Below are 24407 nucleotides of genomic sequence, written 5' to 3'. Positions count from 1 at the left end.
ATTAATACTTACTGCGGATGTTGCACACCTATTGGCGCGATCTCTAAAGCTTTGTCACTAAGGACTCGCACCATGAAAAAGTACGCAGCAGTTTCTGCCCTCTCTGTGATCGGCCTGCTCACCCTCGCCGGTTGCGCTGACCCAGGCGCCGCCGCCCCGGCAGCATCCTCGGGCGCTGAAGCCAAGAGCAGCACAACCTACAACACCTCACCAGAGCAAGACCGCATCCGCTCCACCAAAGATCAAAAGCTGGCCGACGCGGTCCCAGAAAAGATCAAAAAGGACGGCAAGCTCACCGTGGCCACCACCGCCGGCTCGGTACCACTCTCCTTCCACGCCACCGGTGAAAAGACCGTGATCGGCACCGAAGTGGACCTGGCCCAGTTGGTCGCCGACAAGCTGGGACTAGAACTGGACTTGCAGGTGACCAGTTGGGAGAACTGGCCGCTGAAAACCGAATCGGGCGACTTTGAAGCAGTCTTCTCCAATGTTGGGGTGAACGCGGATCGAGTGAAGAAGTTCGACTTCTCCACCTACCGTGCAGCGTTTATGGGCTTTGAAGCTCGCGCCGACAGCGATATCACCGTGAAATCAGCCGACGACATTACGGGCAAGAAGATCGCCGTGGGTTCCGGGACTAACCAGGAAAAGATCCTGCTGGCATGGAACAAAGAGCTAGAGGACAAGGGCAAGGCACCAGCAGAACTGCAGTACTACTCCAGTGAAGCCGACACCATCTTGGCTCTATCCTCGGGACGCATCGATTTGAACATCGCGCCTTATCCTTCCACCGTGTACCGCGAAAACCAACGTGATGATCTGAAGGTGGTTGGCAAGATCAACGCCGGATGGCCTAATGAGACGCTGGTTGCCGCAACAACCAAGGCCGGCAACCGCCTCTCTGAACAGATCACCGCGGCACTGAACGAAACCATCAAGGAAGGCACCTACGCCAAGGTGCTAGATCGCTGGTCGTTGAGTGAAGAGGCTCTGCCGGAATCAGAAACCATCAACGCGGCGAACTACAAGGGCAAATAATGCGTTTTCAAGTACTAGACATTATTCCGCACCAGTCTGACCCGATCACCGGCCTGCAGGTTGATACCGCGCAACGCTTTGAACAGGTAGTGCAGTCCGCGATGCGGGCCGAGGAACTTGGCTTTGATTCCTTCTCAGTAGGCGAGCGCCACGCAGGTGCCTTCAATTCTTCCTCGCCGGCCGTTGTCCTTGGGGCTATTGCCGCGCGGACCAAGAAGATTCGGCTGCACACCGGTGTGGTGGTGCTTTCCATCCTTGATCCGGTGCGCGTAGCCGAAGATTTTGCCACCGTGGATCAGTTAAGTCATGGGCGCCTGGAGCTGGGAATTGGTAAGGGCAACGAAGTGGCGCACTTCCCGCTCTTTGGCAGGAAGGTTGAGGATCAATGGGACTTGCTCGAAGAGAACTACGAGCTGCTCAAAGCCCTCTTTGCCGATGAGCCAGTGAACTTCACCGGACGGTTCCGCAGCGAATTAGAACAGGTCACCACCAGCCCACGCCCGTTCCAGTCACGACTGCGGATCTGGCATGGTTCGGCCACCTCGCTTCGTTCGGCAGAACTGGCCGCCAAACATGGTGACCCACTCTTCTCGGCCAATGCGATCCAGCCCAAAGAAAATTACAAGGTGCTCATCGATCACTACAAGCTGGCCTATGCGCAGGCAGGCCACGATCCGGCGGCACGGTATATAGGTTCGGGCAGCGGGGCGGGAGGCGTGTACCTGGCCGATAGCACCAAGGCGGCCATCAAGGAATTTGGGCCGGTGTACGAAGCACTGACTAACCGGCGCGATGTACCGGGGAACAACACCCCGTACCGCAGCATTGAGCACGCGGTGGCCGAAGGACCCCTCTTGGTGGGTAGCCCCGAGTTTGTCGCCGAGAAGATCTTGGATTATCACCAGAGCTTCGGTCACGACCTGCAGTCCATTTCGCTGCCAACCACCGCGCCCTATGCGGCACAAATTGAAACGTTGGAACGCTTCGCAAAGGAAGTGATTCCGCTGGTGAAAACCGAGACCACCTTGTGGACCGAAACAGATCCACAGTTCAACAACACCTTAGAAAAGGAGTATGCAGTATGAGTGAGTACTCCCTGCTGCTGGCGCTCAATCTTGATGGCGCCGGTAACGATCCGAAGGATTCGGCCCTAGCAGCGTTACGCGCTGAATCTGCTGGATTCCACGGCGTGAGCTTCTCCAGTGATGGCCTGCTCGACTCGGTGCAACGCGCCAGTTTTGTTGCCGCGAAAACCCAGCGCATCGCGGTGCTGCCGGTGATTGATGCCCTCTTTACCGAGCCCTTTCACACTGCAACCCAGCTGGCCAGCCTAGATATCATTTCCCACGGCCGGGCCGGATGGATCTTAGAAACGCAGAACGATTCGGTACAGGCCGACGCAGTAGGTCGCAGCATATTGCCCGAGGACCAGCTAAGTACCGAAGCTGCCGACGTGGTCACCACCCACCGTCGACTCTGGGACAGCTGGGAAGACGACGCGGTCATTCGTGATGAGGCAACCGGACGCTACCTAGATGCCACCAAGTTGCACTACGCGGATGTTGAGGGGAAAAACTTCTCGGTCAAGGGCCCGGCTATCACCCCACGCCCACCTCAGGGACAGTTGCCGATTATTGCTCCGGCCCCGCTATTTACGCCCGACGGTCTGCAACACTGCCGACTGAACGGTGCCGACGTGGTGAAGGTGAACGCAGCCAACCTTGATGAGCTACTCGCCAAAGCACAGACCGCCAGCAGCAAGGGCGCGGTAGCCATCGAACTAGACGTTTATCTGGACACCGCAGGGGATACCGGGGCCCGCCGGGCGGCCGAACAATCCGTGCAGCGAACCCCTCGCGCCGAATTTATCGGCAGTGTTGATGAGCTCATTAGCTTCCTTAAAAAGTTCGCGGAAGCTACCGCCAACCCGGAAGATCAACGCCGACATCTTGTCCACCTGCATCCGGGAGATCTGAGGATCGACGCAAGCGTACTGCTTGACGAAGTACTACCAAAACTGAAGCACAGCAACTTGCTGGCACCCAACGGTGACACCCTGCGCGAAACCTTCGCACTGCCGGTGGCCAAAAACCGCTTCCAGGAGGCATCATGAGCACCCAGAACCAACTACGATTCGGCGTCTTTTTCCAAGGCGTGAACTCTTCGACCGTATGGCGCAGCGAAAAGGCGGGATCCCAGACTGACTTTGCTTCCTTCCGTCAGATTGCACAGACCGCAGAGCGTGGCTTATTCAGTGCCTTCTTCCTCGGTGAGGGACTGCGCCTGCGTGAACACCTAGGTGGCATTCATGAACTGGATGTGGCCGGTCGCCCCGATGCACAGACCATGCTCGCAGCCCTGGCCGCGGTAACTAGCAAGATTGGTTTGGTAGCCACCCAGAACACCACCTACAACGACCCAGCAGATTTGGCCCGTCGGCTCTCCTCCTTGGACCTGATTTCCGAGGGTCGCGCTGCCTGGAACATTGTCACCACCCACAACGCCTGGACCGGCGCAAACTTCCGCCGAGGCGGCTACCTAGAGCACCACGAGCGTTACTCTCATGCAGAGGACTTTGTTCGTACCGTACGTCAGATATGGGACGATTCCACAGTTCACCACCGCGGTAATCACTACAACGTTGACTACACCGGCACCGTTCCGGCCAGCGCACAACATCGGCCTGTGCTCTTCCAAGCCGGCGACTCAGCCGAGGGACGCGACTTTGCTGCCCGCCAGACCGACGTCATTTTCTCCGCCCACGTTGGACTGGAAGACGCACTGGAATTCCGCAAGGACATCAACGCTCGTGCAGCCAAGGTGGGACGTGCCGAGAACTCGGTGAAGATCATGCCCGGAGCTGAGTTCATCGTGGCAGAAACTGCCGCAGCAGCCGAAGAAAAGTACCACTGGGTCCGCGAACACCAGATTGGCCCACACCAGGCGTTGGCCTACCTTGAACAGTTCTGGGGTACTCGACTGGAGAACGTCGATCCTTACGGGCCACTGCCCGAATTTGATCCAGTAGTCGAGCAGAGCTCGGTGACCCGAGGTAGTGGCTTCCAAGGTGCTAAGTCTCTAGAGCTGGCTGCCGCATGGCGTGCCGAAGCCAAGGAGAAGGGGCAGAACATTATCGAGTTTGTCCGTTCCCGTTCACACCGTGCGGACCACACCTTCACCGGTTCCTATGATCAGATCGCGGACCGTTTGGCTCAGTACGCAGAACTTGGTGCGGTTGATGGCTTCAACATCACCCCGTGGCTGATTCCTACCGGGCTTGATGACATCGTCAACCACCTGGTCCCTCGGCTTCAGGAACGCGGAGTCTACCCACAGGCCTATGCGGACACTCTGCGAGAAAACCTCGGACTAACCATCGACGAAACCCATGAGCAGCGGGCCATCCAGCGACTCAAGACAGTGCAGGAAGTATCATGAAGCTCCACAAATCCCGTTACGCCTTCACCACCCTTGCGCTGATCGGTTTGGTGTCCCTCAGTGCGTGCGCCGATCCATCCGAGGCCAAGGAGAACACCGAATCTCAGGCACCGACCAATGCTGCTGACGCGGCGCTATCGAGCCCGCAGCAAGAGCGTCCGGACGTCGCGGTAAATAAAAAAGCTCAAAAGGTGGTTCCAGAAAAGATCTCGGCCGACGGAAAGCTCACCATCGTGACCGCACCAAGTTCAGCACCACTGAGTTTTTACGCCACCGATAACACCACACCAATCGGCAATGATGCTGACCTCGCAGCGGCGCTCGCCGATGCGCTCGGGTTGGAATTAGAACTTGTTCCAGTGTCATGGGCGGACTGGCCGTTGGGTATTGAGTCAGCCAAGTACGAGGCCGCGATCAGTAACGTGACCGTGACCGAAGAGCGCAAAAAGAAGTTTGATTTTGCGACCTACCGCGAGGACCTGCTCGGGTTCTACGCCGATAAGGATTCGGACATTGGGCCAATCAAAAAAGCCGAAGATGTGGCTGGTTTGAAGATTATCGTCGGCTCGGGAACCAACCAGGAAAAGATCTTGGTTGAGTGGGACAAAGCTAATCAGGCCAAGGGTCTGAAACCAGTGGATTTCCAGTACTACGACGATGATTCGGCTTCAACCTTGGCGCTACTTTCTGGGCGTGCTGATGCAAGCTTTGGACCGAACGCATCCGGTGCCTACAAACAGGCGACTGCCGGAGAAGTTAAGCAGATTGGTTCCTTCCCCGGTGGGTGGCCGGATACCGCGCAGGTCGCGGTGACCACTAAGAAGGGTAGCGGACTGGCCGAAGCTGCAGAAGTGGCCATTGACGGGCTGATTAAATCTGGCGCCTACAAACAGATCTTGGATAAGTGGGGTTTGAGCGAGGAAGGAATTACCGATTCTCGGTTGAACCCACCAGGTCTGGCAGGCTAACGGTTGTAGTAGCGTGGGGAGCATGAATCGTGCAGTGCGTTTGGGTTCCCTAGAACAGTTGGGGCAGTCCGTGCCCCAGGCCAGTATTCGTGCCAACTATGAGCGCTGGAAGTCGTTAGGCGTCGGTAAAACAGCAGTGGTTACCGGCGCCAACGCAGGCTTAGGATTCTTTGCGTCCTTGGGTTTGGCTGCAGCGGGAGCGCATGTGATTCTGGCCTGTCGTAACCAGTCACGTGCCGAAAAGGCCATGGCCGCCATCCGCCGTCGAGTGCCAGAGGCCAGTGTTGAATTTATGCAGTTTGACGCTGCTTCAGCCCTGTCTGCGATGGCGCTGGCCGCCGAGCTTCGAGGGCGTCAGCTGGACATCCTAGTGGCCAACGCGGGAATGATCCACACCCCGAGTACCCGAGAAGCCGGAGCCTTGGGTTATGAGCAAACCATGACCACCAATGTGATTGGACACGCCCGACTCGTCGGGGAATTGGCTGAGAAATTCAAGGAAGGACAGCTACGGCTGATCACCCTTGGATCAATGTCCACTTTGCTGATGCGCACCGATCCAAAAAATCTGAAGCTGGAGCACGACTACAACCCGTACCGTGCCTACGTTCAGTCCAAGGCTGTACTGCAAAGCATGGGAATTGGTTTGGATCATCGATTACGTCAGCTGCAGTGGCCGTCTCGTTCGGTAGCCGTGCACCCGGGTTATTCGGTCTCTGGGCTCACTCCGGTGATTGAGGAAATCAACGAACCTGACTTTGCAAAGCGCCTAACGGGTCGATTACAGGGCAGTTTCGCGCAGGGCAAACATGAAGGTTCGGTGGCCATTGTCGAGGCAGCGCTAACCGAAGGGTTGGAGCGCTGTGCCCCCGGCGTCTTCTTCGGCCCGCAATGGACCTCCAAAGGCCGAATTACGCTAGCCAGACCGGCAAATGTCACTCGGAGCAAGGTGCTTCAAGATGCGGCATGGGAGATATTGATACAAGCGAATGAGGGAGTAGATCCCTTCGCGCTATAGGGCTCAGGTGAACTTTCACACCTCGATTCTCTAGATGAAATCGGCAAAATCCGCGTGATGATGCCATTTTGTCGCCAACAACTGGTAAGTTCAACACTGATAAGTCCGCGCGACCGTGCGGCATTCAAAACCCGGACCCGGGTTTTGAGTCACTAGTCCAGGAGGACAATACATTGGCTATGAACCGTAGCGAACTTGTTGCTGCTGTTGCAGCGAAGACCGAAAACTCCCAGGTTGCCGTTAACGGTGTTCTGGATGCTGTCTTCGAAGTTTTCGTCGACCAGATTTCCAAGGGCGAAAAGGTAACCATCCCAGGTTGGTTGGCAGTGGAGCGCACTGACCGTGCAGCTCGTACCGGCCGTAACCCACAGACCGGTGAAGCAATCCAGATCCCAGCTGGCCACTCGGTCAAGCTGACCGCTGGTTCGAAGCTGAAGGCAGCTGTTGCCAAGAAGTAAGACTCTCTAAAGCTTAAGCAAGGCCCACTCTCCGATGCCGGGGGATGGGCCTTGTGTTCTTAACTGGCGTACCAGAAGTGGGCGTTGAACCCAAAAATGGTGCCGTTAGCCAAAGAATTCTGTAAGAAGATGAAAAAATCCCGGTATTTCGGCTGTTTTCGGCCATTTCGGGCCTCAACGTTTGATATGTTCTCACTGATAAGCCCGTGCGACCGCGCGGCATTCGAAGTCCGAAATCGGGTTTTGGATCACTAGTCCAGGAGGACCATACATTGGCTATGAACCGTAGCGAACTTGTTGCTGCAGTTGCAGCGAAGACCGAAAACTCCCAGGTTGCCGTTAACGGTGTTCTGGATGCTGTCTTCGAAGTTTTCGTCGACCAGATTTCCCAGGGCGAAAAGGTAACCATCCCAGGTTGGTTGGCTGTAGAGCGCACCGATCGTGCAGCTCGTACCGGCCGTAACCCACAGACCGGTGAAGCAATCCAGATCCCAGCAGGCCACTCGGTCAAGCTGACCGCTGGTTCGAAGCTGAAGGCAGCTGTTGCCAAGAAGTAAGCTTCTCTAAAGCTTGAGTAAGACCCGATTTGTTGCCGGAGATTTTCCGTCAGGCAGGTCGGGTCTTCTTTTTGACAGCGTTTGAGCGGATCTTCTACTTCGCGTAGAATCAGGCGTGCTCAACACCGATCATGGAGAACAGGCTGCAAACCGTGCCACACAAACCCGCAACCCGCGTTATGCGCGGCTGGTTGGCGGCAAGCGTGTGCACTTGGACGGCTTTTGCAGCTCACGCGCATAGCGCTCCAACACAAATGTCGTTGGTAGCCATGGGCCTGATCAGCTGCATTTCTGCGGTGATCGCCATGACGCTAGTGGGCAAAAAATTCTCCGTTTGGGCTACCAGCTTAGTGGTGCTTGCCAGTCAAGGACTGTTCCATCTGAGCCTGTTGGTGATGAGCCATGACAGTACTGGTGTTGCTGGCATGGAACACATCCAGCACACCGGGCGCAGCATCGAACTGGCGCACAACATCAGCTCCCACTATGCCAACGCACATAGTGAATCAATGCTTTATGCACACGTCATGGCTGCAGTAGTCAGCATTATCGTGCTTCACTGCGGCGAGCGTTTGCTCGGGGCTCTGGCCTCATGCCTCACTTTGTCGACTGCCCGAAAAATCCTTTCGCTTGTCCGTGTGCAAGTTCCTGAAGCTCGCGCACTGCCGGCATACTTCCCTTTGCGTTTTCAACCCAAGTTGGCGCAACTGGGGCGATTGCCCGAACGCCGCGGGCCACCTTCCTTCGTTCTTGCTGCCTAAGACATAGAACGAATTACCCCACCAGGGGCTTGGAAGGAAAACAATGAAGAGCAAAACCCTACCCACAATGAATTTGACCCGCCTCGCAGCCGTAGTGGCGTTGGCGATCCTTGCAGTATTTACCTCGGTGACCGCCGCCTCTGCTCACGACGAACTGGTGAGTTCAAATCCCAAAGCTGGGGCAACGTTGAAGCAGGTTCCCGAGGAGCTCACCCTGGAATTCTCCGGTGAACTGCAGACCATGTCAGGTGTGAACTCCACCGTGGTTGAGCTGAGCAATGATGGCAAAGCTGTCGAAGCGAAGGCTGAAACCAAGGGCAAGACCGTAACTGTCACCCCGGCGAAATCGTTGGAAAACGGCGAATACGAGCTGGAATACCGCGTCGTTTCTTCGGATGGACATCCAGTAGAGAGCAAGCTGGATTTCACCGTCAACGCATCAGCTAAGCCAACTCCCTCGATGATCAGTGCTCCAAGTGAATCTGCGCAGGCTGAACAGCCTAGCGACGCGCAGCAGGAGAATGACAACCCACTTCAGGCCGCAGGCAGCAATGTCAGCCCGGTCATCTGGGTAGTTATTGGCGTTGTGATCCTTGGTGGCGCCATTGCCGTTCTGGCCAAGTTCATGCGCAACAACAAGTAGTAAGCGCACACCTCGTAGACCGGCAGGCCAAAGATCCACCTTGGCCTGTCGGTCTCTGGTTTAGAAGCCGTTGATTAGCACCTCGCGCACGAGATTTACACGCGCGCACTGTGGGTGTGAGATGCGCCGTAGCGGTGTAGTTCCGGCGGATCTGGTCTGTGACCGTCGAGCAAAAATGAGATGATTAGAAGGATATGGATACAGCAAAGCGCACGGTTTCAGTCACCCGCTTCATCCTGCCCGGGCTGCTCGCTTCAGCGGTAGTTTTCCTGGTTGCGGTGTTGTTCACCGGCATCGCCCGTCCGGCCGAATTGGCCGATCCTGGAGCGTTTGTGCGCTGGAGCCTGCCGATCGCGCGAGCGATCCATCATTCATCCATGTCAGTGGCCATAGCCGCGTTAGTCTTTGCTGCCGCCATTGTGCCTCGAAGCATCAAAACCACACGCGATGAGCAAGGCGCGGATCATCCAGCCTTTACTCGCGCTATGAATATTGCCGCCGGTTCTGCAGTGGTGTGGACCCTTTCTGCAGCTACCGTCATGGTGCTGACCTTCTGGGATCTGGCCGGCCTTCCGATGAGCCTGGATGGGCAATATTCAGCCGCAATTCTGGACTATATTCTTTCCATCACCACCGGCCGGGCCTGGGCCTGGATGGTAGTGATTGCCGCAGTGGTGAGCTCGCTCGCCTTGGCGGTACGTTCCAAAACCGGAGTTGGTGCCACCGCGCTCTTCTCCTTCGCAGGCATCCTGCCGATGGCCTTTATCGGCCACGCTGCCGGCGGCGATGACCACTTTGCTGCTGTGAACTCCATCGGCCTACACCTGTTGGCCGTCGTGCTGTGGTTCGGCGGAATTATTGTCTTGGCACTACTAGCTCCAACGCTGGAAGGCCAAGCACCGGGACGCAAGCGTGGCCAGGTACTGGCTGGAGTTGTCCTGCAACGCTATTCCGGGTTGGCAGCCATTGTTGTCTTCCTGATGATCGGTTCGGGTCTGGCCTCGGCGATCATCCGCATCACCAACTGGGGACAGTGGGCCACACCTTATGGCGCGCTAGTCATCGTCAAACTTCTGATTACCTTGGCCCTGGGCGCACTCGGACTGGTTCACCGCCGCAAGGTCATTCCGCAGCTTTTGGCCGGTAAGTACACCGCGCTGCGTGCTGCATGGCAGGTAGTTCTAGTTGAAGTCATCCTGATGGCCTCGGTCATGTCGGTAGCCACGGTGCTGGCTCGAACCGCACCGCCAACCAGTGACGAGGCACCGGCAAAAACCACCCCGGCCCGTCTGCTCACCGGCTACGATCTGCCACCAGCCCCAGATACCGCCAGCTGGCTCACCACCTGGCGCATGGACTGGATCTGGGTAGCGGTATGCCTCTTTGGGCTAGCGGCCTACCTCTATGCCTTCATCACGTTGGCTCGTCGTGGCGACAAGCCCAGCGTGCCGCGCCTGATCAGTTGGGTTGTTGGCCTGTTCGCACTGTTCTACGTCACCAGCGGTGCGGTGGCCGTCTACGGCAAAATCCAGTTCTCCACGCACATGGTTGATCACATGTCGCTGACCATGATCGTGCCCATCTTCTTGGTACTCGGTACGCCTATTACCCTGCTGCTGCAGGTTTTGCCTGCCCGCGTTGACGGCACCCGTGGAGCACGCGAATGGATCCTGTTCCTGGTTCACTCTCGTTATTCGAAGGTAATCACCCACCCAATTTTTGCTGCGGTAAACTTCGCCGGGTCCATCGTGATCTTCTACTTCACCCCGATCCTGGAACCTGCCATGCGCTACCACGCCGGCCATGAGCTGATGAACTTGCACTTCCTGCTCACCGGATACCTCTTTGCGCTGAGTCTGGTGGATGCGGATCCGGTGCCTAAGCGTTACCCATACCCAATGCGCCTGGTAGTTTTGCTGGCTACCGTCGCCTTCCACGCCTTCTTCGGTGTGGCATTGATGAGCACCGAAAACCTATTGGCTCCCGACTACTTCGGCAATATGGGACGCACCTGGGGCGGCAGCGCTCTGGAAGACCAAGTGGTGGGCGCCGGCGCCATGTGGGCCATCGGCGAGGTACCCACCTTGGTCTTGGCCATCTTTGTGGTTTTGTCTTGGCTCAAACAGGACAAAAAAGACACCAAACGTTATGACCGACAGGCAGAACGCGACAACGATGCCGAGCTGGAAGCCTACAACGCGATGTTCGCCAAATTTAATCAGGCCGATCGAAGGAATCCCAATGCCTAAGACCATCAAGACATTGAGCATCCCGCTGGTGTTGTGCACCGCTTTGTCCTTGGGCGCCTGTTCCTCGGAACAGAGCCAGATGCCACAGGACCAGACGCATAAGATTGCCGCTGAAAGCACGGCCTCACCCAGTGCTAGCCCCAGCGCCTCAGCATCGAGCTCCGAGGAAGATCCGACTACCCCTGAGATGGCCACAGCAGCTGGCTCGGTGATCGCCTCACAATTGGGCTTCCCAAGCAGCGCTAAAATCAAGGGCAAAGATCTTGAATCTCTGGCCACCCCACCGACCGATACGCTCAAGGGCATCGTGGTCTTGCCAGCTCAATGCTCGGCTCCGATCAACGATTTGAACTGGTCGCCGGTGCAGTTGGGCACCCAAGCGGCACGCACTGACTTCACCAACGAATCCCAGTCCATTACCGGCTCGGTCGAAGTAGCTAAGTTGGGCAAGGACGGGAACGCGTCGGTTGACCAGCACACCAAAAACGTGAAGAGCATTCTTTCTGAATGCAAGAGCGTCAAGCTGAACACCAACGAGTACACCGAGACCCTTAAGTTCTCCGATCCCAAGGTGGACTCGGTGGATTCTGCGCTGTACTACAGCCGCGACGGGGAATACGCCCAAAATTCGCTGGTCCTGATCAAAAAGAGCAAAGAGTATGTGGCGATGGTTTCCTTCGTTGCCAGTAACTCGTTGTCCGACGAAAAGTTCAACAAGGTGGCAACCAGCGTCATGGATGCTGCCCTGTCCCAACTTCCATAGTCGGGCAGAGCCAGAGGAATAGAACCGGGCTGGCACCGGTTGCACCTCAATGTTCCTTAACACCGTTTAGTACAGCACCGAGCCGTGGCTGATAATAAAGTTCTAACTGCCGAGCCGCGGCATTTGCGAAAGGATGACCATGAGCGCTACAGAATCCGTCCGCGCCAATTACAAGGTGCGCGCCAGTGAACTGGTGGGCCGCAACTGGCTGAATACCGGTGGTAAACAGCTGGACCTTGAAGCATTGCGCGGCAAGATCGTGCTCTTGGACTTCTGGAGCTTCTGCTGCATCAACTGCCTGCACGTACTTGACGAGCTTCGCCCGCTGGAGGAGAAGTACTCTGACGTGCTGGTGACCGTCGGTGTGCACTCGCCTAAGTTTGAGCACGAGGCTGACCCGGATGCCTTGGCTGCGGCCGTAGAGCGTTATGAAATCCATCACCCGATCCTTGATGATCCGGAGCTAACCACCTGGCAGGCTTACGGCGCACGCGCTTGGCCAACCTTGGTTGTACTGGATCCAGAGGGCTACATTGTGGCGCACTTGTCCGGTGAAGGTCACGCGCAGGGTCTGGGTTCGCTGGTTGAAGAACTGATCACCGAGCACGAAGCCAAGGGCACCTTGCACCGTGGCAACGGCCCCTACGTGGCACCAGAAGCTGTGGAAGGCGACCTGCGCTTCCCAGGCAAGGCCATCGCCTTGGCCAACGGAAACCTACTGATCGGCGATTCGGGCCACCACCGTTTGGTTGAGCTGGCCGATGATCTGTCCACCGTGGTGCGCACCATCGGCTCCGGTGTTCGAGGCTACGCCGATGGCGATGCGAACACCGCACAGTTCAACGAACTGCAGGGTCTGACCGCGCTGCCTCAAGAGCTGGCCGCCAAGGTCGGTTACGACGTGGTTGTAGCCGATACCGTGAACCACCGTTTGCGTTCGGTGAACCTGAGCACCGGCGTTGTAGGTACCTTGGCTGGCAATGGTGTGCAGCGTCTGTTGGATTCGGAAAATGCACGTCAGGAAACCCAGGCGGTACAGCTGGGCACCGACGCGTTGAACATTTCGTTGTCCTCCCCATGGGACGTGCTCTTCCACCCATCGGGCCAGATCATCATCGCGATGGCCGGAACGCACCAGATTTTTGCCTTTGACCCAGAAACCAATGCGGTGTCCATCTTCGCTGGAACCGGGCTGGAAGGCCTAAAGGATGGCAAAGCCGATGAAGCCTGGTTCGCCCAGTCTTCAGGCCTAGCCCTTGAGGGCGAAAACGTGTGGATCGCTGACTCGGAGACCAGCGCCCTGCGTTGGATTGAAGTTGAGAACGGGGAAGTTAAGAGCGTTAATACTGCTGTTGGCACCGGGTTGTTCGACTTCGGCTTCCGTGACGGCGAGGCTGAACAGGCACGCTTGCAGCACCCATTGGGTGTGGCAGTGCTACCTGATCGATCCATTGCGATCGCTGACTCATACAACGGTGCGGTGCGCCGCTTTGATCCGGCCACCAAGACCGTTTCTACCTTGGCCAAGGGGCTGAAGGAACCAGCCGATGTGTTGGTTGATTCCTCGGTTGAGGGCGATCCAGTTTTGCTGGTTGTTGAAACCAATTCCCACCAGCTGGTGCGTGTGCCGATTCCTGCTGAAGCTTTGGTTGTTGATGAAGGCGCCAGCCAGACCCAGCGTCCGAAGACCAAGGTGCAGGCCGGCAAGCACGACATTGTTATTCGCTTTGCCGCTCCGAAGGGGCAGAAGCTGGATGACCGTTGGGGAGATCCAACTCAGTTGAAGATTTCTTCAAGCCCAGCAGAATTGTTGCTGGACGGTGGCGGAACCTCGGTGGGCTTGACCCGCACGTTGCAGCTGAACCCAGAAGTTGCTGACGGCGTTCTGCACATTACCGCTCGCGCTGCGGCCTGTGATGGTGAGCCAGGTGGCGAGATCCCAGATCACGCAGCCTGCCACCTTTACCAGCAGGACTGGGGAATCCCGGTTCTCTTGGATCCAGAAGGCGATGACGAATTGCTGTTGGATCTTCGTGGAGTGAACTAATCACACACCGACACAGCGTTGGTAAACATAGCTTCAAACCTCACAGCGAGGAATGCAGAGGAAACCTCAGCATTCCTCGCTGTGTCGCATTAGACTGAGGTTCGGGAGGCGCCGGAGAGATCCGGTAGAAGTTTATGGCGACGAAGATGTTCAGGGCTCTAGAAATACCCAACTATCGATTATGGATTATTGGGGCTCTAGTTTCCAACATCGGTACGTGGATGCAGCGGGTGGCCCAGGACTGGCTGGTGCTGACAGAACTGACCGACCACGATGCGGTAGCTACCGGCATCACTACCGGCCTGCAGTTTCTTCCCGTCCTTGTCCTGGCCCCTTACGCGGGTTTGATTGCTGATCGTTTTAATAAGCGTCACGTGCTCATGGTGACGCAAAGCTTTATGGGTTTATGTGCCCTGATCCTGGGTCTACTGGTTGTCACCGACTCGGCCCAGCTCTGGCAGGTCTACGTCTTGGCAGGATTATTGGGCATAGGTGCATCTTTTGATGCTCCGGCACGCCAAGCCTTTGTTTCTGAAGTGGTGCCCGGAAGCCACCTGGCTAATGCCGTCGCGCTGAATAGTGCCAACTTTAACCTGGCCCGCCTGGCCGGTCCGGGCATTGCAGGAGCGGTGATCGCACTAGTAGGCACCGGACCTGCCTTCCTGCTCAACGGTGCGTCATTCATCGCGGTGATCACCTCACTGGTCTTTATGCGCAAAGACGCGCTGCACCCCTCTACTCCGGTGGCACGGGGCAAAGGGCAAGTGCGAGAAGGATTCAGTTACGTCAAAAGCCGTAAGGATCTGCTGCTGATCTTCTTCCTCGCGTTCATCATCGGAACGTTTGGGCTGAACTTCCAGCTGACCAACGCGCTGATGGCTACCGAAGTCTACGGAGTTGGCGCAGGGGAGTATGGCATCCTTGGCAGCATCATGGCGGTGGGTACCTTTGGTGGTGCGCTGCTAGCTGCTCGGCGTTCAGCACCTCGCTGGCGTTACCTCATTGGCGGCGGAGTATTCTCTTCTCACTGGCCGCACTAGCAAGCGCGTGGATGCCAAACTATCTTCTGTTTGCCCTGATGCTGGTCCCGGTTGGGCTCGGAGCATTAACCTTCCTGAACAGTTGCAACACGATGGTGCAAATGTCGGTGCCATCCCAATACCGCGCCCGCGTCCTAGCTCTGTACTTGATGGTGGTCCAAGGTGGCACACCGATTGGTTCGCCGTTGGTGGGCTGGCTTGCTGAGCTTTTTGGAACTCAGATTGCGGTGTCCATCGGAGCGGTTCTGTCACTGGGCGCAAGCTTGCTAGCGCTGTTTACGTGGCAGAAGTACAAGACCAATGCGGTGCCACTACGTAGCCAATTCCGCGAAATGCTGGGTAGGTAGCCTGGGGCTACTGAGCGACTTGTTGACCGCCGGCTACTGGAACCACGGAGACCTCGGTGGTGCTGGTGGTCAGCTTCGCGGTAAAGGAATACGTGTCGTTGACGGTCTTCTTTTCCTTAGAGCCAGTGCGCAGATCTTGCTCGGTCAGAGTTAATGCTGCGGAGGTCTTCAGTGGCGAAAGAACCCAGGAACCGTTGTAGTAGCTGACCTTGATGGTCGGGTACTTGGTGATATCCCAATTGATCGTTGAGGAATCAACTCGTGCCGAAGTGTTGTACGAGAAGGGGCACCCGGAAGGCATGAGCACTTGCTGGCTGGCGCAATCGTCGAGGTACTTCTTGACCTTGGAATTGATGGCCGAGATGAAAGCATCAGTTGGCTCGGTCTTTAGCGCGATCTCCACTGGATCTTCAGCAGGCGCAGTGACCACCACACCACGGGTGTCGGCAGCAAAATTCTTAGTGCTGAAGCTGGCGTCAAGAACGGAAGGGTAGAAGACCGGCAGGGTGCTAACACCGGCGTCCAATGGGATCTTCTGTTCGTTGACCGTGACCTCGTTGACGGTATTGGCCTTGATCTTCACGCTAGGAAGGGTTGAAGGTTCAAAGGCCCAATTATCAAAGAAGAGCCATGACTTACCGATGTGGCGCAAGGTGTAGGTGGACTGCTTATCAACACCATCAACCTTGTAGTGCGCGGTCACGGTGCGCAGTTCTTTGTTGCCCTTCACTGGCTGTGCCTTATCAGTGGAGAAGTCTGTTACGCCCTTTTGGGTACGCTTGAGCACTTCACCGTTCAGAGCTACCGCGTCACCCTTTGGCACGGTGGCCTGCATCAGGCCCAGAGCTTTAGCACCCTCGCCATTGGCGAGGTCCTGCTGAAGTTCTTTGACATCATGCGAGGGGGAGAACAGGGTGCGATTAGCAATAATCACGCCGGCAACAGCCAAAACGAGCACCGCCACCGCGGCTAGGGTCCATCGAAGGGCCAAGGCGGTGGCGGTGATCGGCGTGGAGTTAGGAGTCTTCATCAGTAGCTAGGCTATCTGGTATTGAGCTCCAAACTGTAACTGGCCGATTTTTAGCGTCGGGTATTACCAAAGGCGGCGGCGCTTACGGTTGCCGAACATTCCTCGCAGAAGCTCGCGACCAATCATGGTTGCGGCATCTACGGCCATGTCTCGCATCGGGTTTGGTTCTGCCTTTGGCTGGCGCTGCTGGCGTGGTGCTGATTCCTGCTGCGGCGCTGGTGCCGGCTGTTCTGGTGCAGCTTCTGGCGTTGGCGCAGGCTGCGCCTTGGCCTCAAGCATTTCACGAGCGGACTCACGGTCTACCGCCGTGGCATAACGTGCAGCCAGCGGTGAAGCTTTGAGATTCGCATCCAATACCTCAGGGGAGGCTGGGCCAATATTTGATCCTGGCGAGGACATCTTGGTCCACGCTACTGGGGTGGGTGCGCCCTTTTCATCAAGCACGGTAATGACCGCTTCACCCACACCGGCTTGAGTCAACGCTTCTTGCAGATCCACTCCGTTGACCGGGAAGGTCTGGATGATCTTCTTCAGTGCGCTCTGGTCCTTGGCGGTGAATACACGTACCGCATGCTGGATTCGGTTACCGAGCTGGCCGAGCACCTCATCAGGCAAGTCGGTAGGGGACTGGGTAATGAAGAACAGTCCTACACCCTTGGAACGAATCAACCGAACAGTATTGATGATGGCGTCGGTGAAGGCCTTGGTTGCATCCTTGAACAACAGGTGAGCTTCATCAAGGAAGAACACCAGCTTTGGCTTGTCCAAGTCACCGGCTTCAGGCAAGTCCTCAAAGAGGTCAGCAAGAAGCCACATCAAGAAGGTGGAGAACAGCATTGGCTGCTGATTGACGCTGGGCAATTCCAGAACGTTGATGACGCCACCGTTTTCGCGTACCTGCAAGAAGTCTGAGGTATCAAATTCTGGCTGACCGAAGAATTGGTCTAGGCCCTGCGACTGCATGATGGTGATGCCGCGAAGGATGACTGCAGCGGTGGCTTTTGACACGCCGCCGAGTTGCTCCAGCGCTGCTGCACCCTCATCACTGACTAGGAAGCTAATTACCGATTTCACATCGTTCAGGTCATCAAGTGGGAGCTTATTGGTATCGGCGTAGTGGAAGATTAGCTGCAGGCATTCTTCCTGTGTCTCGTTCAACTCCAAAACACGAGCAAACAAGATTGGACCAAAAGCATCAACGCTAGCGCGAACCGGAGTTCCGTGGGTTCCTTCGCCTAGTGAAAGGAATTCAACCGGGTTGGCACGGGGAGCAAATTCTTTGCCCTGTTCGGCCAAGCGGGCAGTGAGCTTTTCGGAAGCTACAGCTTCCTGTGCCAAACCGCTCAGGTCGCCCTTGATGTCTGCGAGGAATACCGGCACGCCAGCTTTGCTCAACTGCTCAGCCATTAGCTGCAAGGTCACGGTCTTACCGGTACCGGTAGCACCTGCGACCAGTCCGTGGCGGTTGAGCATTTTCAGCGGCAACCTGATGGGAGCGGTGGGCTCGACCTTGCCATCAATGAGGGCTACACCGAGTTCAAGACCTTCCGAAGAGAAGTTATAGCCTTCGATAAGGCTGGTCAACAATGCATTTGTGTCCTGGGTCATACCTTTACCTTATGTTTTCTAGAACGGGTGCAAAAGACGTTGAACGAAGGCTTGTGTTCTGGGATTTGTCGGAGCAGACAAAACCTGAGCCGCCGGCCCGGTTTCAACAACCACTCCGCCATCCATAAAGACCACGGTGTCGGCCACGTCGCGGGCGAAGGCCAGCTCGTGGGTGACCAGAACCATCGACCAGCCCTCTTGGGCTAGTTCCTTGATGACGCTGAGAACCTCACCGACTAGCTCTGGGTCCAAGGCACTGGTTGGCTCATCAAAGAGCAACAGATCAGGCTGCTGCATTAGCGCGCGGACAATGCCTACGCGTTGCTGCTGACCGCCAGACAGTGAATTTGGGTACGCGTCGGCCTTGGCTCCGAGCCCTACACGATCCAGCAACTTATGGGCCTCGGCCAATACCTGAGCTCGGGCGCGTTTTTGGACTTCGAGGGGTCCGATGGTGACGTTTTGCAGCACTGTCAGATGTGGGAAGAGGTGGTGGCCCTGGAAGACCATCGCCGAACGATCGCGCAGGATCTGCGCCGACTTGGGCTTGGTCTTGGCATCGAAGTCCACCTGCGGTCCACCGTTGAATCCGACGGTTCCTGCATCGGCGATTTCCAGTCCGTTCAGGCAACGCAGCGCGGTGGTCTTGCCGGACCCCGAAGGGCCGATCAGGGCCACCACTTCGCCGGAGTGCACGGAGAAGTCGATGCCCTTGAGCACCTGGTTCTCGCCGAAAGCCTTGTGCAGGCCGGTGACGCTGAGCAAGGTTGAGTTACTTGGTGACATACTTTTCCAGCCTTCCTTCAACAGAGTTCTGTAGTGCGGACAACGCCAGGCAGATGACCCAGTAGATCGCGGCCGCCTCGCAGTACAGGACCATGAACTCGTAGGTCGAGGCCGTGATTTCCTGGGCCTTGCGGAACATTTCGGTGACCAGAATGGTAGAAGCCAACGAGGTGTCCTTCACTAGCGAGATGAAGGAGTTGGACAATGGAGGGATGGCCACGCGGGTGGCCTGGGGCAGGATCAGCCGGAATAGGCTGCGCGTGCGAGACATGCCAAGCGTGTATCCGGCTTCCCACTGGCCAGTCGGAACCGAGAGGATCGCGGCACGGATGATTTCCGCGGCGTAGGCCCCGATATTCAGGCTGAAGGCGATGATCGCGCTGGGCCACGGGTCAATGGTGATGCCCAGGGTGGGCATGCCATAGAAGATGACGAACAACTGCACCAGCAGGGGAGTGCCGCGGACGATCGAGATGTAGACCCGGGCGATGCCCGAGAGCGCCGGGTTCTTGCTGATCCGCATCAGCGCCATGAGTAAAGCGATAACTAAGCCTAGGGCAAAGCTAATCAGTGCCAGCGGAATGCTTGCGGTGATTGCGCCCTTGGCCAAGGGCCAGAGCGAATCGATAAATAACTGCCAATTCGAATCCATGAGCTACCTTCGAGACAAATGAGACTGGCCCCACGACGTATACGTGTGGAGCCAGTCTACTGTTTCACTTGGGATGGTGCGGTTATTTGCTGACGTCTTCGCCGAAGTACTTCTTGGAGATCGAGGCGAGTTCGCCATCGGTGCGCAGCTCGTCCAGCGCGTCATCGATGGCTTCCTGCAGGTCTTCGGAGCCCTTGCGCAAGGTGACTGCGGATTCGCTCTTGTCCTCGGATTCGGCAGCGATCTTGATGCTGTCATCCGGGTTGGTCTTCTGGGCATCCAGGAAGGTCAGCTTGTCATTGACCGTGGCATCCACTCGGCCCTGCTTGAGCAGGGTGACCGACTGGGCCCATCCTTCAACCGGCTCGATGGTGGCACCGGCGGCCTTGGCTGCTTCATAGAAGCTGCTGGTCAGCGACTGCGCGGTCTTCTTGCCCTTGAGCGAATCGAAGGAGGTGATGTCGGTGTTATCGCTCTTGGTCACAACCACGCCTTCAGAGACGGTGTACGGCTTCGAGAACAGGTACTTCTTCTCGCGTTCAGGGTTGATGGCCACCTGGTTGGCGATAGCGTCGAAGCGTCCGGCATCCAAGCCAGCGAAGATCGCGTCCCACTGGGTTTCCTGGAACTTGACCTCTACACCCATCTTTTCACCGACGGCCTTGATCACTTCAACGTCGTAACCGGTCAGGTCATTGCCTTCGTGGAAGGAGAACGGACGGTAGGTGCCCTCGGTGCCCACGGTCAATACGCCAGCATCCTTGACCTTCTGCAACGCGGAACCGCCCTCGGTCGAGGCCGAAGCGGAGGAATCGCCCGAGCCGCCGGAAGAGCCGCAGGCGCTTAGGGATAGGGCAAGAATTGCGGCAGTTGCCAGCAGGGGTATGGTGCGCTTCATGATGACCTCGTTCAAGAATTGATGGGTAATGCTCTAGTCCTAACAACAGTCTAGAGACATCCGCTTATTCCGAAGGTCAAAAGTTACACTAAATTCCCAGCGCTACGGCCAATAGCATCATTAGTGGTATGGCGCAGATAGTAGTGATGAGCACGGTATCTTTGGCCACGATGACACCTTGGTCATAACGTGAGGCGCTAACAAATACGTTTTGTGCGGTAGGCAAACCAGCCATGATTACCGATGCCACCAGCAGTTCTCCACGAAGCCCAAATGCGAAATAGGCCAAGACCCAGGCCAAAGCCGGGTGCAGAATCAGTTTGGCAGCGGAGGCGATCAGTACATCGGCGCGTCGCCCGGACTTCTTCTCTAGTGGCTTGGACCCAACAAGGGAAATGCCAAAGGCCATGAGCATTGAGGGAATCGAAGCGCCAGCGATCAAATCGATCGGTTCAAGGACAATCGAGGGAACGTTGAAACCGGTCAGCGCCACCACCAGTCCAAGCATGGAACCAATGATCATCGGGTTCTTCACCGTTGTTAGCAGCAACGCCAGCGGGGTGGTGCGGTGACGCGAGGTGCTGGCATCAAGCATGGCCAAGTTGATTGGCTGGTACAGCGCCAATTGGAACAAGATGATCGGAGCAGCGTAGGAAGCATCACCAAGAACGTACAAAGCGATGGGTAGACCGAGATTTGCTGAGTTCACAGTGGACGCTGACATCGCGGTGATGATTCGCTCCGAAGACGAACGCTTTAGCCACCGTGCGGTAACACCGTGGTAGGCCAGCGCGGTGAGCGCGGCAGAGATTGCAGCGATCCACAACAGCGGGCCAAGGACCGAACCAGGATCTGATTCAGCCAACGTGCTGAATAGCAGGGCGGGGCTAGCGACAAAGAAGGTCACGCGACTAAGCACGTGGCGTCCTTGATCTCCAAGTACTCCGGTGCGTCCTACGAGGTAACCTACGGCAATGACCACCCAAATGATGGAGAAGCCTTCGAGGACTCCGGTCATCATGCTCCTTGGTTTTGGCCAAATGAAACTAAAACGTCGGGGCACCTAGTGGTACCCCGACGTGAGTGCGAGCGGGCGACGGGAATCGAACCCGCGTATCGAGCTTGGGAAGCTAGCGCTCTACCATTGAGCTACGCCCGCAGGTGCACCGAGCGGCCTAATGACGGCTCGGGCATCAATCAGCATATCTCACGAATTCGACGGGACGTTACATCGCACGATTAACCGTGGGAAAAATTACGCTTGATCTTCGCTTTTTTGATTCAGCATCTGCTGCTGCAAAATGGCCACGCCATCTGCTGGAACTTCAAAGCTCAGTTCATCGCCTGGGTTGACCACAAAGCCAGTGTTATCCAGTGCGCGCACCACGGTGGCGCCCTGAACCTTCACACCAAACGGTGCCTGGTCGATGTAGGTCGATGGAATACGTTCCAAAGAAGTAAAGAGAGCCACCACGGCTTCACCGGTGGGGTTGGTCAGCAGCATTGGCTGAGCGTTTTTGTTCTCTTCGGTGACCTCTTCACGGGAGAGGAAGTACACCTCGGCACTCATAAAGGCAGCAATGACTGAACCGGAGAGTTCAGGCTTGTTCAAGCCAGCCTGCAACATCATTTCGAAGTGCGTTTTAGGTTTGGCCCGGTGCTGGTCCATTGGTGTTTCGATGATCGCGTGCGGGGCCTGTGCTGGATCCTGCCCGTCGTGCGCAGCTGGGGTGTTCTCGGTGCTCATGTACTACAGCATGTCGCGATAAAGCCTGCGGTGCAAACGGCGAATGCGGGAATTTGGGGCAAGAGGCATAAAATGGCAGATGAGCATCCACGATTGAATCAAGGACAGAGCATGCCTGAATTCCGTTATGAGGATCTTCTGCCAATTGGCGAAGATACAACCCCATACCGCAAGATTTCCTCCGAAGGCGTCGAGGTCGTCGCCGGTCCGGATGGGAAGAACTTCCTGAAGGTCGCCCCCGAGGCACTAGAGCAGTTGGCTGAAACCGCACTGCACGACATCTCGCACTACCTTCGCCCAGCCCACCTGCAGCAGCTGCGAAACATCCTCGACGATGAGGAAGCTAGCCCGAACGATAAGTTCGTTGCACTGGATTTGCTGAAGAACGCCAACATTGCTGCCGGCGGCATCCTGCCGATGTGCCAGGACACCGGTACCGCAATCGTTATGGGTAAGCGCGGCCAGCGTGTGCTCACCGAAGAGCAGGATGAAATCTCGCTCTCGCGTGGCATTTACAACGCCTACACCCGACTGAACCTGCGTTACTCGCAACTGGCCCCGCTGACCACTTGGGAAGAGAAGTCCACTGGCAATAACTTGCCAGCACAGATCGACCTGTACGCCAATACCAAGGACGGGGCTGACACCAGCTACAAGTTCTTGTTCATGGCTAAGGGCGGTGGATCTGCTAACAAGTCCTTCCTGTACCAGGAGACCAAGGCCATCCTCAACGAGAACTCCATGTTGAAGTTCCTCGATGAGAAGCTGCGTTCGCTGGGCACCGCGGCTTGCCCTCCGTACCACCTGTCCATTGTTATCGGTGGAACTTCGGCCGAGATGGCGCTGAAGACCGCTAAGTACGGTTCGGCCAAGTACTTGGATTCCCTGCCAACGGAAGGCGCGATGACCGGTCGCGGGTTCCGCGATACCGAGCTGGAAGAAAAGGTCCTAGAGCTGACCCGTCACTTCGGCATCGGTGCCCAGTTCGGCGGCAAGTACTTCTGCCACGACGTGCGCATCGTTCGCTTGCCACGCCATGGTGCCTCCATGCCGGTAGCCATCGCAGTATCTTGCTCGGCTGACCGCCAGATGCTGGCCAAGGTTACCGAAGAAGGTCTCTTTGTTGAGCAGCTGGAAACCGATCCAGCCCGCTTCATGCCAGATGAGAACCACCCAGCGATTGCCGCTCACGACGATGAGACCGATGGCGTCTCGGGCACCGGTGGCAACTCGGTGGTAAAGATTGACCTGAACAAGCCAATGGCTGAGATCCTGGCTGAACTGACCAAGTACCCGGTCAAGACTCGTCTATCGCTGACCGGTCCGTTGGTGGTTGCTCGCGATATCGCGCACGCCAAGATCAAGGAACGTCTGGACGCTGGCGAAGAAATGCCGCAGTACCTCAAGGACCACCCGGTCTACTACGCAGGTCCTGCCAAGACTCCAGAAGGCATGGCTTCGGGCTCCTTCGGCCCGACCACCGCAGGGCGTATGGACTCCTATGTGGATCAGTTCCAGGCAGCCGGCGGCTCGATGGTCATGCTGGCAAAGGGCAACCGTTCCAAGCAGGTCACCGATGCGTGCAACAACCACGGTGGTTTCTACCTTGGATCCATTGGTGGACCAGCAGCACGTTTGGCGCAGGATTGCATCAAGAAGGTCGAAATTCTCGAATACGAGGAGCTCGGCATGGAAGCAATCTGGAAGATCGACGTTGAGGACTTCCCAGCGTTCATCGTCGTTGACGACAAGGGCGAAGATTTCTTTGCCGAGACCTTGAAGCCAACCTTCACCGGAATCCCGGTACGCGCTAAGTAGTTTTCGCAGCACCAGTCAAAGAGACCGTCAACAGAAAATGATCTGTTGGCGATCTTTTTGCAACTCCTAGGCGATGCACAGGCGCAATTCTAGGCAAAGAGCACTAGGCGTGAGCGTGAATTCGGTAGAATTCATGAAGCCTCGCAGACCCCGAGGCACATCATCGGGATGAAGGGGAAAGCTTTGAGACGACTAACAGTCGTGAATCTGCTGCTTGGTGTCCCCGGAATTATTTACTACTGGATGCTGTGCGTAGTGGTGGTTGGTAACCCGATCAGTTCTTGGGGTCGTTCAGTTCGCGACCTTCTGCAAGAGAGCTCGATTTTCCCGCTTCAAACGATGCTTGGCCCACCGTTGGCCATCGGAACCATCATCTGGATCTTTTCCAATGTGAACCTGATTTCGCGAAGGAAACGCACCGGAGCATGTCAGAAGAACAGCGGAAAAATCTTGCATTGGGCCGTAGCGTTGGTCGCTTCGTTGGTCCCGTCACTGCTCTTTTTGGGCGTAGCGAGCTTCTTCTAGCCGAGAATTTTCAGGC

At 56.6% G+C, this 24407-nt stretch carries 24 protein-coding genes and 1 tRNA gene; 17 read left to right on the top strand and 8 right to left on the bottom strand.

Annotated features, from left to right (window positions below):
- Nucleotides 1-72: 72 nt before the first annotated feature.
- The 15 genes from ACT3RW_RS13375 to ACT3RW_RS13305 all read left to right on the top strand — a co-directional run bounded on the left by ACT3RW_RS13375 (nucleotide 73) and on the right by ACT3RW_RS13305 (nucleotide 15327).
- Complete coding sequence (locus tag ACT3RW_RS13375; RefSeq protein WP_444614063.1) at nucleotides 73-1038, top strand: ABC transporter substrate-binding protein; 966 nt, start codon at nucleotides 73-75, stop codon at nucleotides 1036-1038.
- Nucleotides 1038-2123, top strand: coding sequence for an LLM class flavin-dependent oxidoreductase (locus ACT3RW_RS13370; protein WP_444614062.1), 1086 nt, complete (start codon nucleotides 1038-1040; stop codon nucleotides 2121-2123). The genes ACT3RW_RS13375 and ACT3RW_RS13370 overlap by 1 nt, the downstream gene beginning before the upstream one ends.
- Nucleotides 2120-3151: an LLM class flavin-dependent oxidoreductase gene (locus ACT3RW_RS13365; RefSeq protein ID WP_444614061.1), complete on the top strand. Its 1032-nt coding sequence runs from the start codon at nucleotides 2120-2122 to the stop codon at nucleotides 3149-3151. The genes ACT3RW_RS13370 and ACT3RW_RS13365 overlap by 4 nt, the downstream gene beginning before the upstream one ends.
- Nucleotides 3148-4476, top strand: coding sequence for an LLM class flavin-dependent oxidoreductase (locus ACT3RW_RS13360; RefSeq protein ID WP_444614060.1), 1329 nt, complete (start codon nucleotides 3148-3150; stop codon nucleotides 4474-4476). The genes ACT3RW_RS13365 and ACT3RW_RS13360 overlap by 4 nt, the downstream gene beginning before the upstream one ends.
- Complete coding sequence (locus ACT3RW_RS13355) at nucleotides 4473-5444, top strand: ABC transporter substrate-binding protein (RefSeq protein ID WP_444614059.1); 972 nt, start codon at nucleotides 4473-4475, stop codon at nucleotides 5442-5444. The genes ACT3RW_RS13360 and ACT3RW_RS13355 overlap by 4 nt, the downstream gene beginning before the upstream one ends.
- A gap of 22 nt (nucleotides 5445-5466) precedes the next feature.
- Entirely contained in the window at nucleotides 5467-6462 is a 996-nt protein-coding gene (locus ACT3RW_RS13350; protein WP_444614058.1) for an SDR family NAD(P)-dependent oxidoreductase, read from the top strand.
- A gap of 173 nt (nucleotides 6463-6635) precedes the next feature.
- Nucleotides 6636-6920 carry an HU family DNA-binding protein gene (locus ACT3RW_RS13345; RefSeq protein WP_061954273.1) on the top strand — a complete coding sequence of 95 codons (285 nt, stop codon included), beginning with the start codon at nucleotides 6636-6638 and terminating at the stop codon, nucleotides 6918-6920.
- A 272-nt stretch (nucleotides 6921-7192) separates the two neighbouring features.
- On the top strand, nucleotides 7193-7477 hold the full coding sequence (locus ACT3RW_RS13340; RefSeq protein ID WP_028268375.1) for an HU family DNA-binding protein: 285 nt from the start codon (nucleotides 7193-7195) through the stop codon (nucleotides 7475-7477).
- A gap of 152 nt (nucleotides 7478-7629) precedes the next feature.
- A complete protein-coding gene (locus ACT3RW_RS13335; RefSeq protein WP_444614057.1) occupies nucleotides 7630-8238 on the top strand; it encodes a hypothetical protein in 609 nt (202 codons plus the stop codon).
- 43 nt (nucleotides 8239-8281) lie between these two features.
- Entirely contained in the window at nucleotides 8282-8881 is a 600-nt protein-coding gene (locus tag ACT3RW_RS13330; RefSeq protein WP_444614056.1) for a copper resistance CopC family protein, read from the top strand.
- Nucleotides 8882-9075: 194 nt separating this feature from the next.
- Complete coding sequence (locus tag ACT3RW_RS13325) at nucleotides 9076-11130, top strand: cytochrome c oxidase assembly protein (RefSeq protein WP_444614055.1); 2055 nt, start codon at nucleotides 9076-9078, stop codon at nucleotides 11128-11130.
- The gene (locus ACT3RW_RS13320; protein ID WP_444614054.1) at nucleotides 11123-11893 is read left to right on the top strand and encodes a hypothetical protein; all 771 of its coding nucleotides are present in this window, start codon (nucleotides 11123-11125) and stop codon (nucleotides 11891-11893) included. The genes ACT3RW_RS13325 and ACT3RW_RS13320 overlap by 8 nt, the downstream gene beginning before the upstream one ends.
- A 139-nt stretch (nucleotides 11894-12032) precedes the next feature.
- Nucleotides 12033-13940, top strand: coding sequence for an NHL domain-containing thioredoxin family protein (locus ACT3RW_RS13315; RefSeq protein WP_131088966.1), 1908 nt, complete (start codon nucleotides 12033-12035; stop codon nucleotides 13938-13940).
- 146 nt (nucleotides 13941-14086) lie between these two features.
- The gene (locus ACT3RW_RS13310; protein WP_444614053.1) at nucleotides 14087-14980 is read left to right on the top strand and encodes an MFS transporter; all 894 of its coding nucleotides are present in this window, start codon (nucleotides 14087-14089) and stop codon (nucleotides 14978-14980) included.
- An 11-nt stretch (nucleotides 14981-14991) separates the two neighbouring features.
- Nucleotides 14992-15327, top strand: a complete 336-nt coding sequence (locus ACT3RW_RS13305; protein ID WP_444614052.1) for an MFS transporter — start codon at nucleotides 14992-14994, stop codon at nucleotides 15325-15327.
- Between the two features lie 7 nt (nucleotides 15328-15334).
- On the opposite strand, the gene ACT3RW_RS13300 is transcribed toward ACT3RW_RS13305, so the two are convergent.
- The 8 genes from ACT3RW_RS13300 to ACT3RW_RS13265 form a co-directional block, all read right to left on the bottom strand.
- Nucleotides 15335-16357, bottom strand: a complete 1023-nt coding sequence (locus ACT3RW_RS13300) for a hypothetical protein (RefSeq protein ID WP_444614051.1) — start codon at nucleotides 16355-16357, stop codon at nucleotides 15335-15337.
- Between the two features lie 63 nt (nucleotides 16358-16420).
- Nucleotides 16421-17965, bottom strand: coding sequence for a helicase HerA-like domain-containing protein (locus tag ACT3RW_RS13295; protein ID WP_444614050.1), 1545 nt, complete (start codon nucleotides 17963-17965; stop codon nucleotides 16421-16423).
- Nucleotides 17966-17983: 18 nt separating this feature from the next.
- Nucleotides 17984-18751 carry an amino acid ABC transporter ATP-binding protein gene (locus ACT3RW_RS13290; RefSeq protein ID WP_444614049.1) on the bottom strand — a complete coding sequence of 256 codons (768 nt, stop codon included), beginning with the start codon at nucleotides 18749-18751 and terminating at the stop codon, nucleotides 17984-17986.
- The gene (locus ACT3RW_RS13285) at nucleotides 18738-19403 is read right to left on the bottom strand and encodes an amino acid ABC transporter permease (RefSeq protein ID WP_131088962.1); all 666 of its coding nucleotides are present in this window, start codon (nucleotides 19401-19403) and stop codon (nucleotides 18738-18740) included. The genes ACT3RW_RS13290 and ACT3RW_RS13285 overlap by 14 nt, the downstream gene beginning before the upstream one ends.
- Nucleotides 19404-19485: 82 nt before the next feature.
- Complete coding sequence (locus tag ACT3RW_RS13280) at nucleotides 19486-20301, bottom strand: amino acid ABC transporter substrate-binding protein (protein WP_131088961.1); 816 nt, start codon at nucleotides 20299-20301, stop codon at nucleotides 19486-19488.
- Nucleotides 20302-20389: 88 nt separating this feature from the next.
- Complete coding sequence (locus tag ACT3RW_RS13275) at nucleotides 20390-21319, bottom strand: AEC family transporter (protein WP_131089818.1); 930 nt, start codon at nucleotides 21317-21319, stop codon at nucleotides 20390-20392.
- Between the two features lie 70 nt (nucleotides 21320-21389).
- Nucleotides 21390-21460 (bottom strand) — tRNA-Gly (locus ACT3RW_RS13270).
- A 96-nt stretch (nucleotides 21461-21556) separates the two neighbouring features.
- A complete protein-coding gene (locus ACT3RW_RS13265) occupies nucleotides 21557-22048 on the bottom strand; it encodes an SseB family protein (RefSeq protein WP_444614048.1) in 492 nt (163 codons plus the stop codon).
- A 111-nt stretch (nucleotides 22049-22159) separates the two neighbouring features.
- Between ACT3RW_RS13265 and ACT3RW_RS13260 the strand changes: the two genes are divergently transcribed.
- Complete coding sequence (locus ACT3RW_RS13260) at nucleotides 22160-23866, top strand: fumarate hydratase (protein ID WP_444614047.1); 1707 nt, start codon at nucleotides 22160-22162, stop codon at nucleotides 23864-23866.
- 183 nt (nucleotides 23867-24049) lie between these two features.
- Nucleotides 24050-24391 carry a hypothetical protein gene (locus ACT3RW_RS13255; protein WP_444614046.1) on the top strand — a complete coding sequence of 114 codons (342 nt, stop codon included), beginning with the start codon at nucleotides 24050-24052 and terminating at the stop codon, nucleotides 24389-24391.
- Nucleotides 24392-24407: the final 16 nt, after the last annotated feature.

Origin of the sequence: Glutamicibacter sp. AOP5-A2-18, from assembly GCF_052446055.1 — a bacterium.
In the GTDB taxonomy this organism is placed as follows: domain Bacteria; phylum Actinomycetota; class Actinomycetes; order Actinomycetales; family Micrococcaceae; genus Glutamicibacter.
Note: the sequence above shows the minus strand (reverse complement) of the source record. Positions and strands in the feature narration are given on the sequence as shown.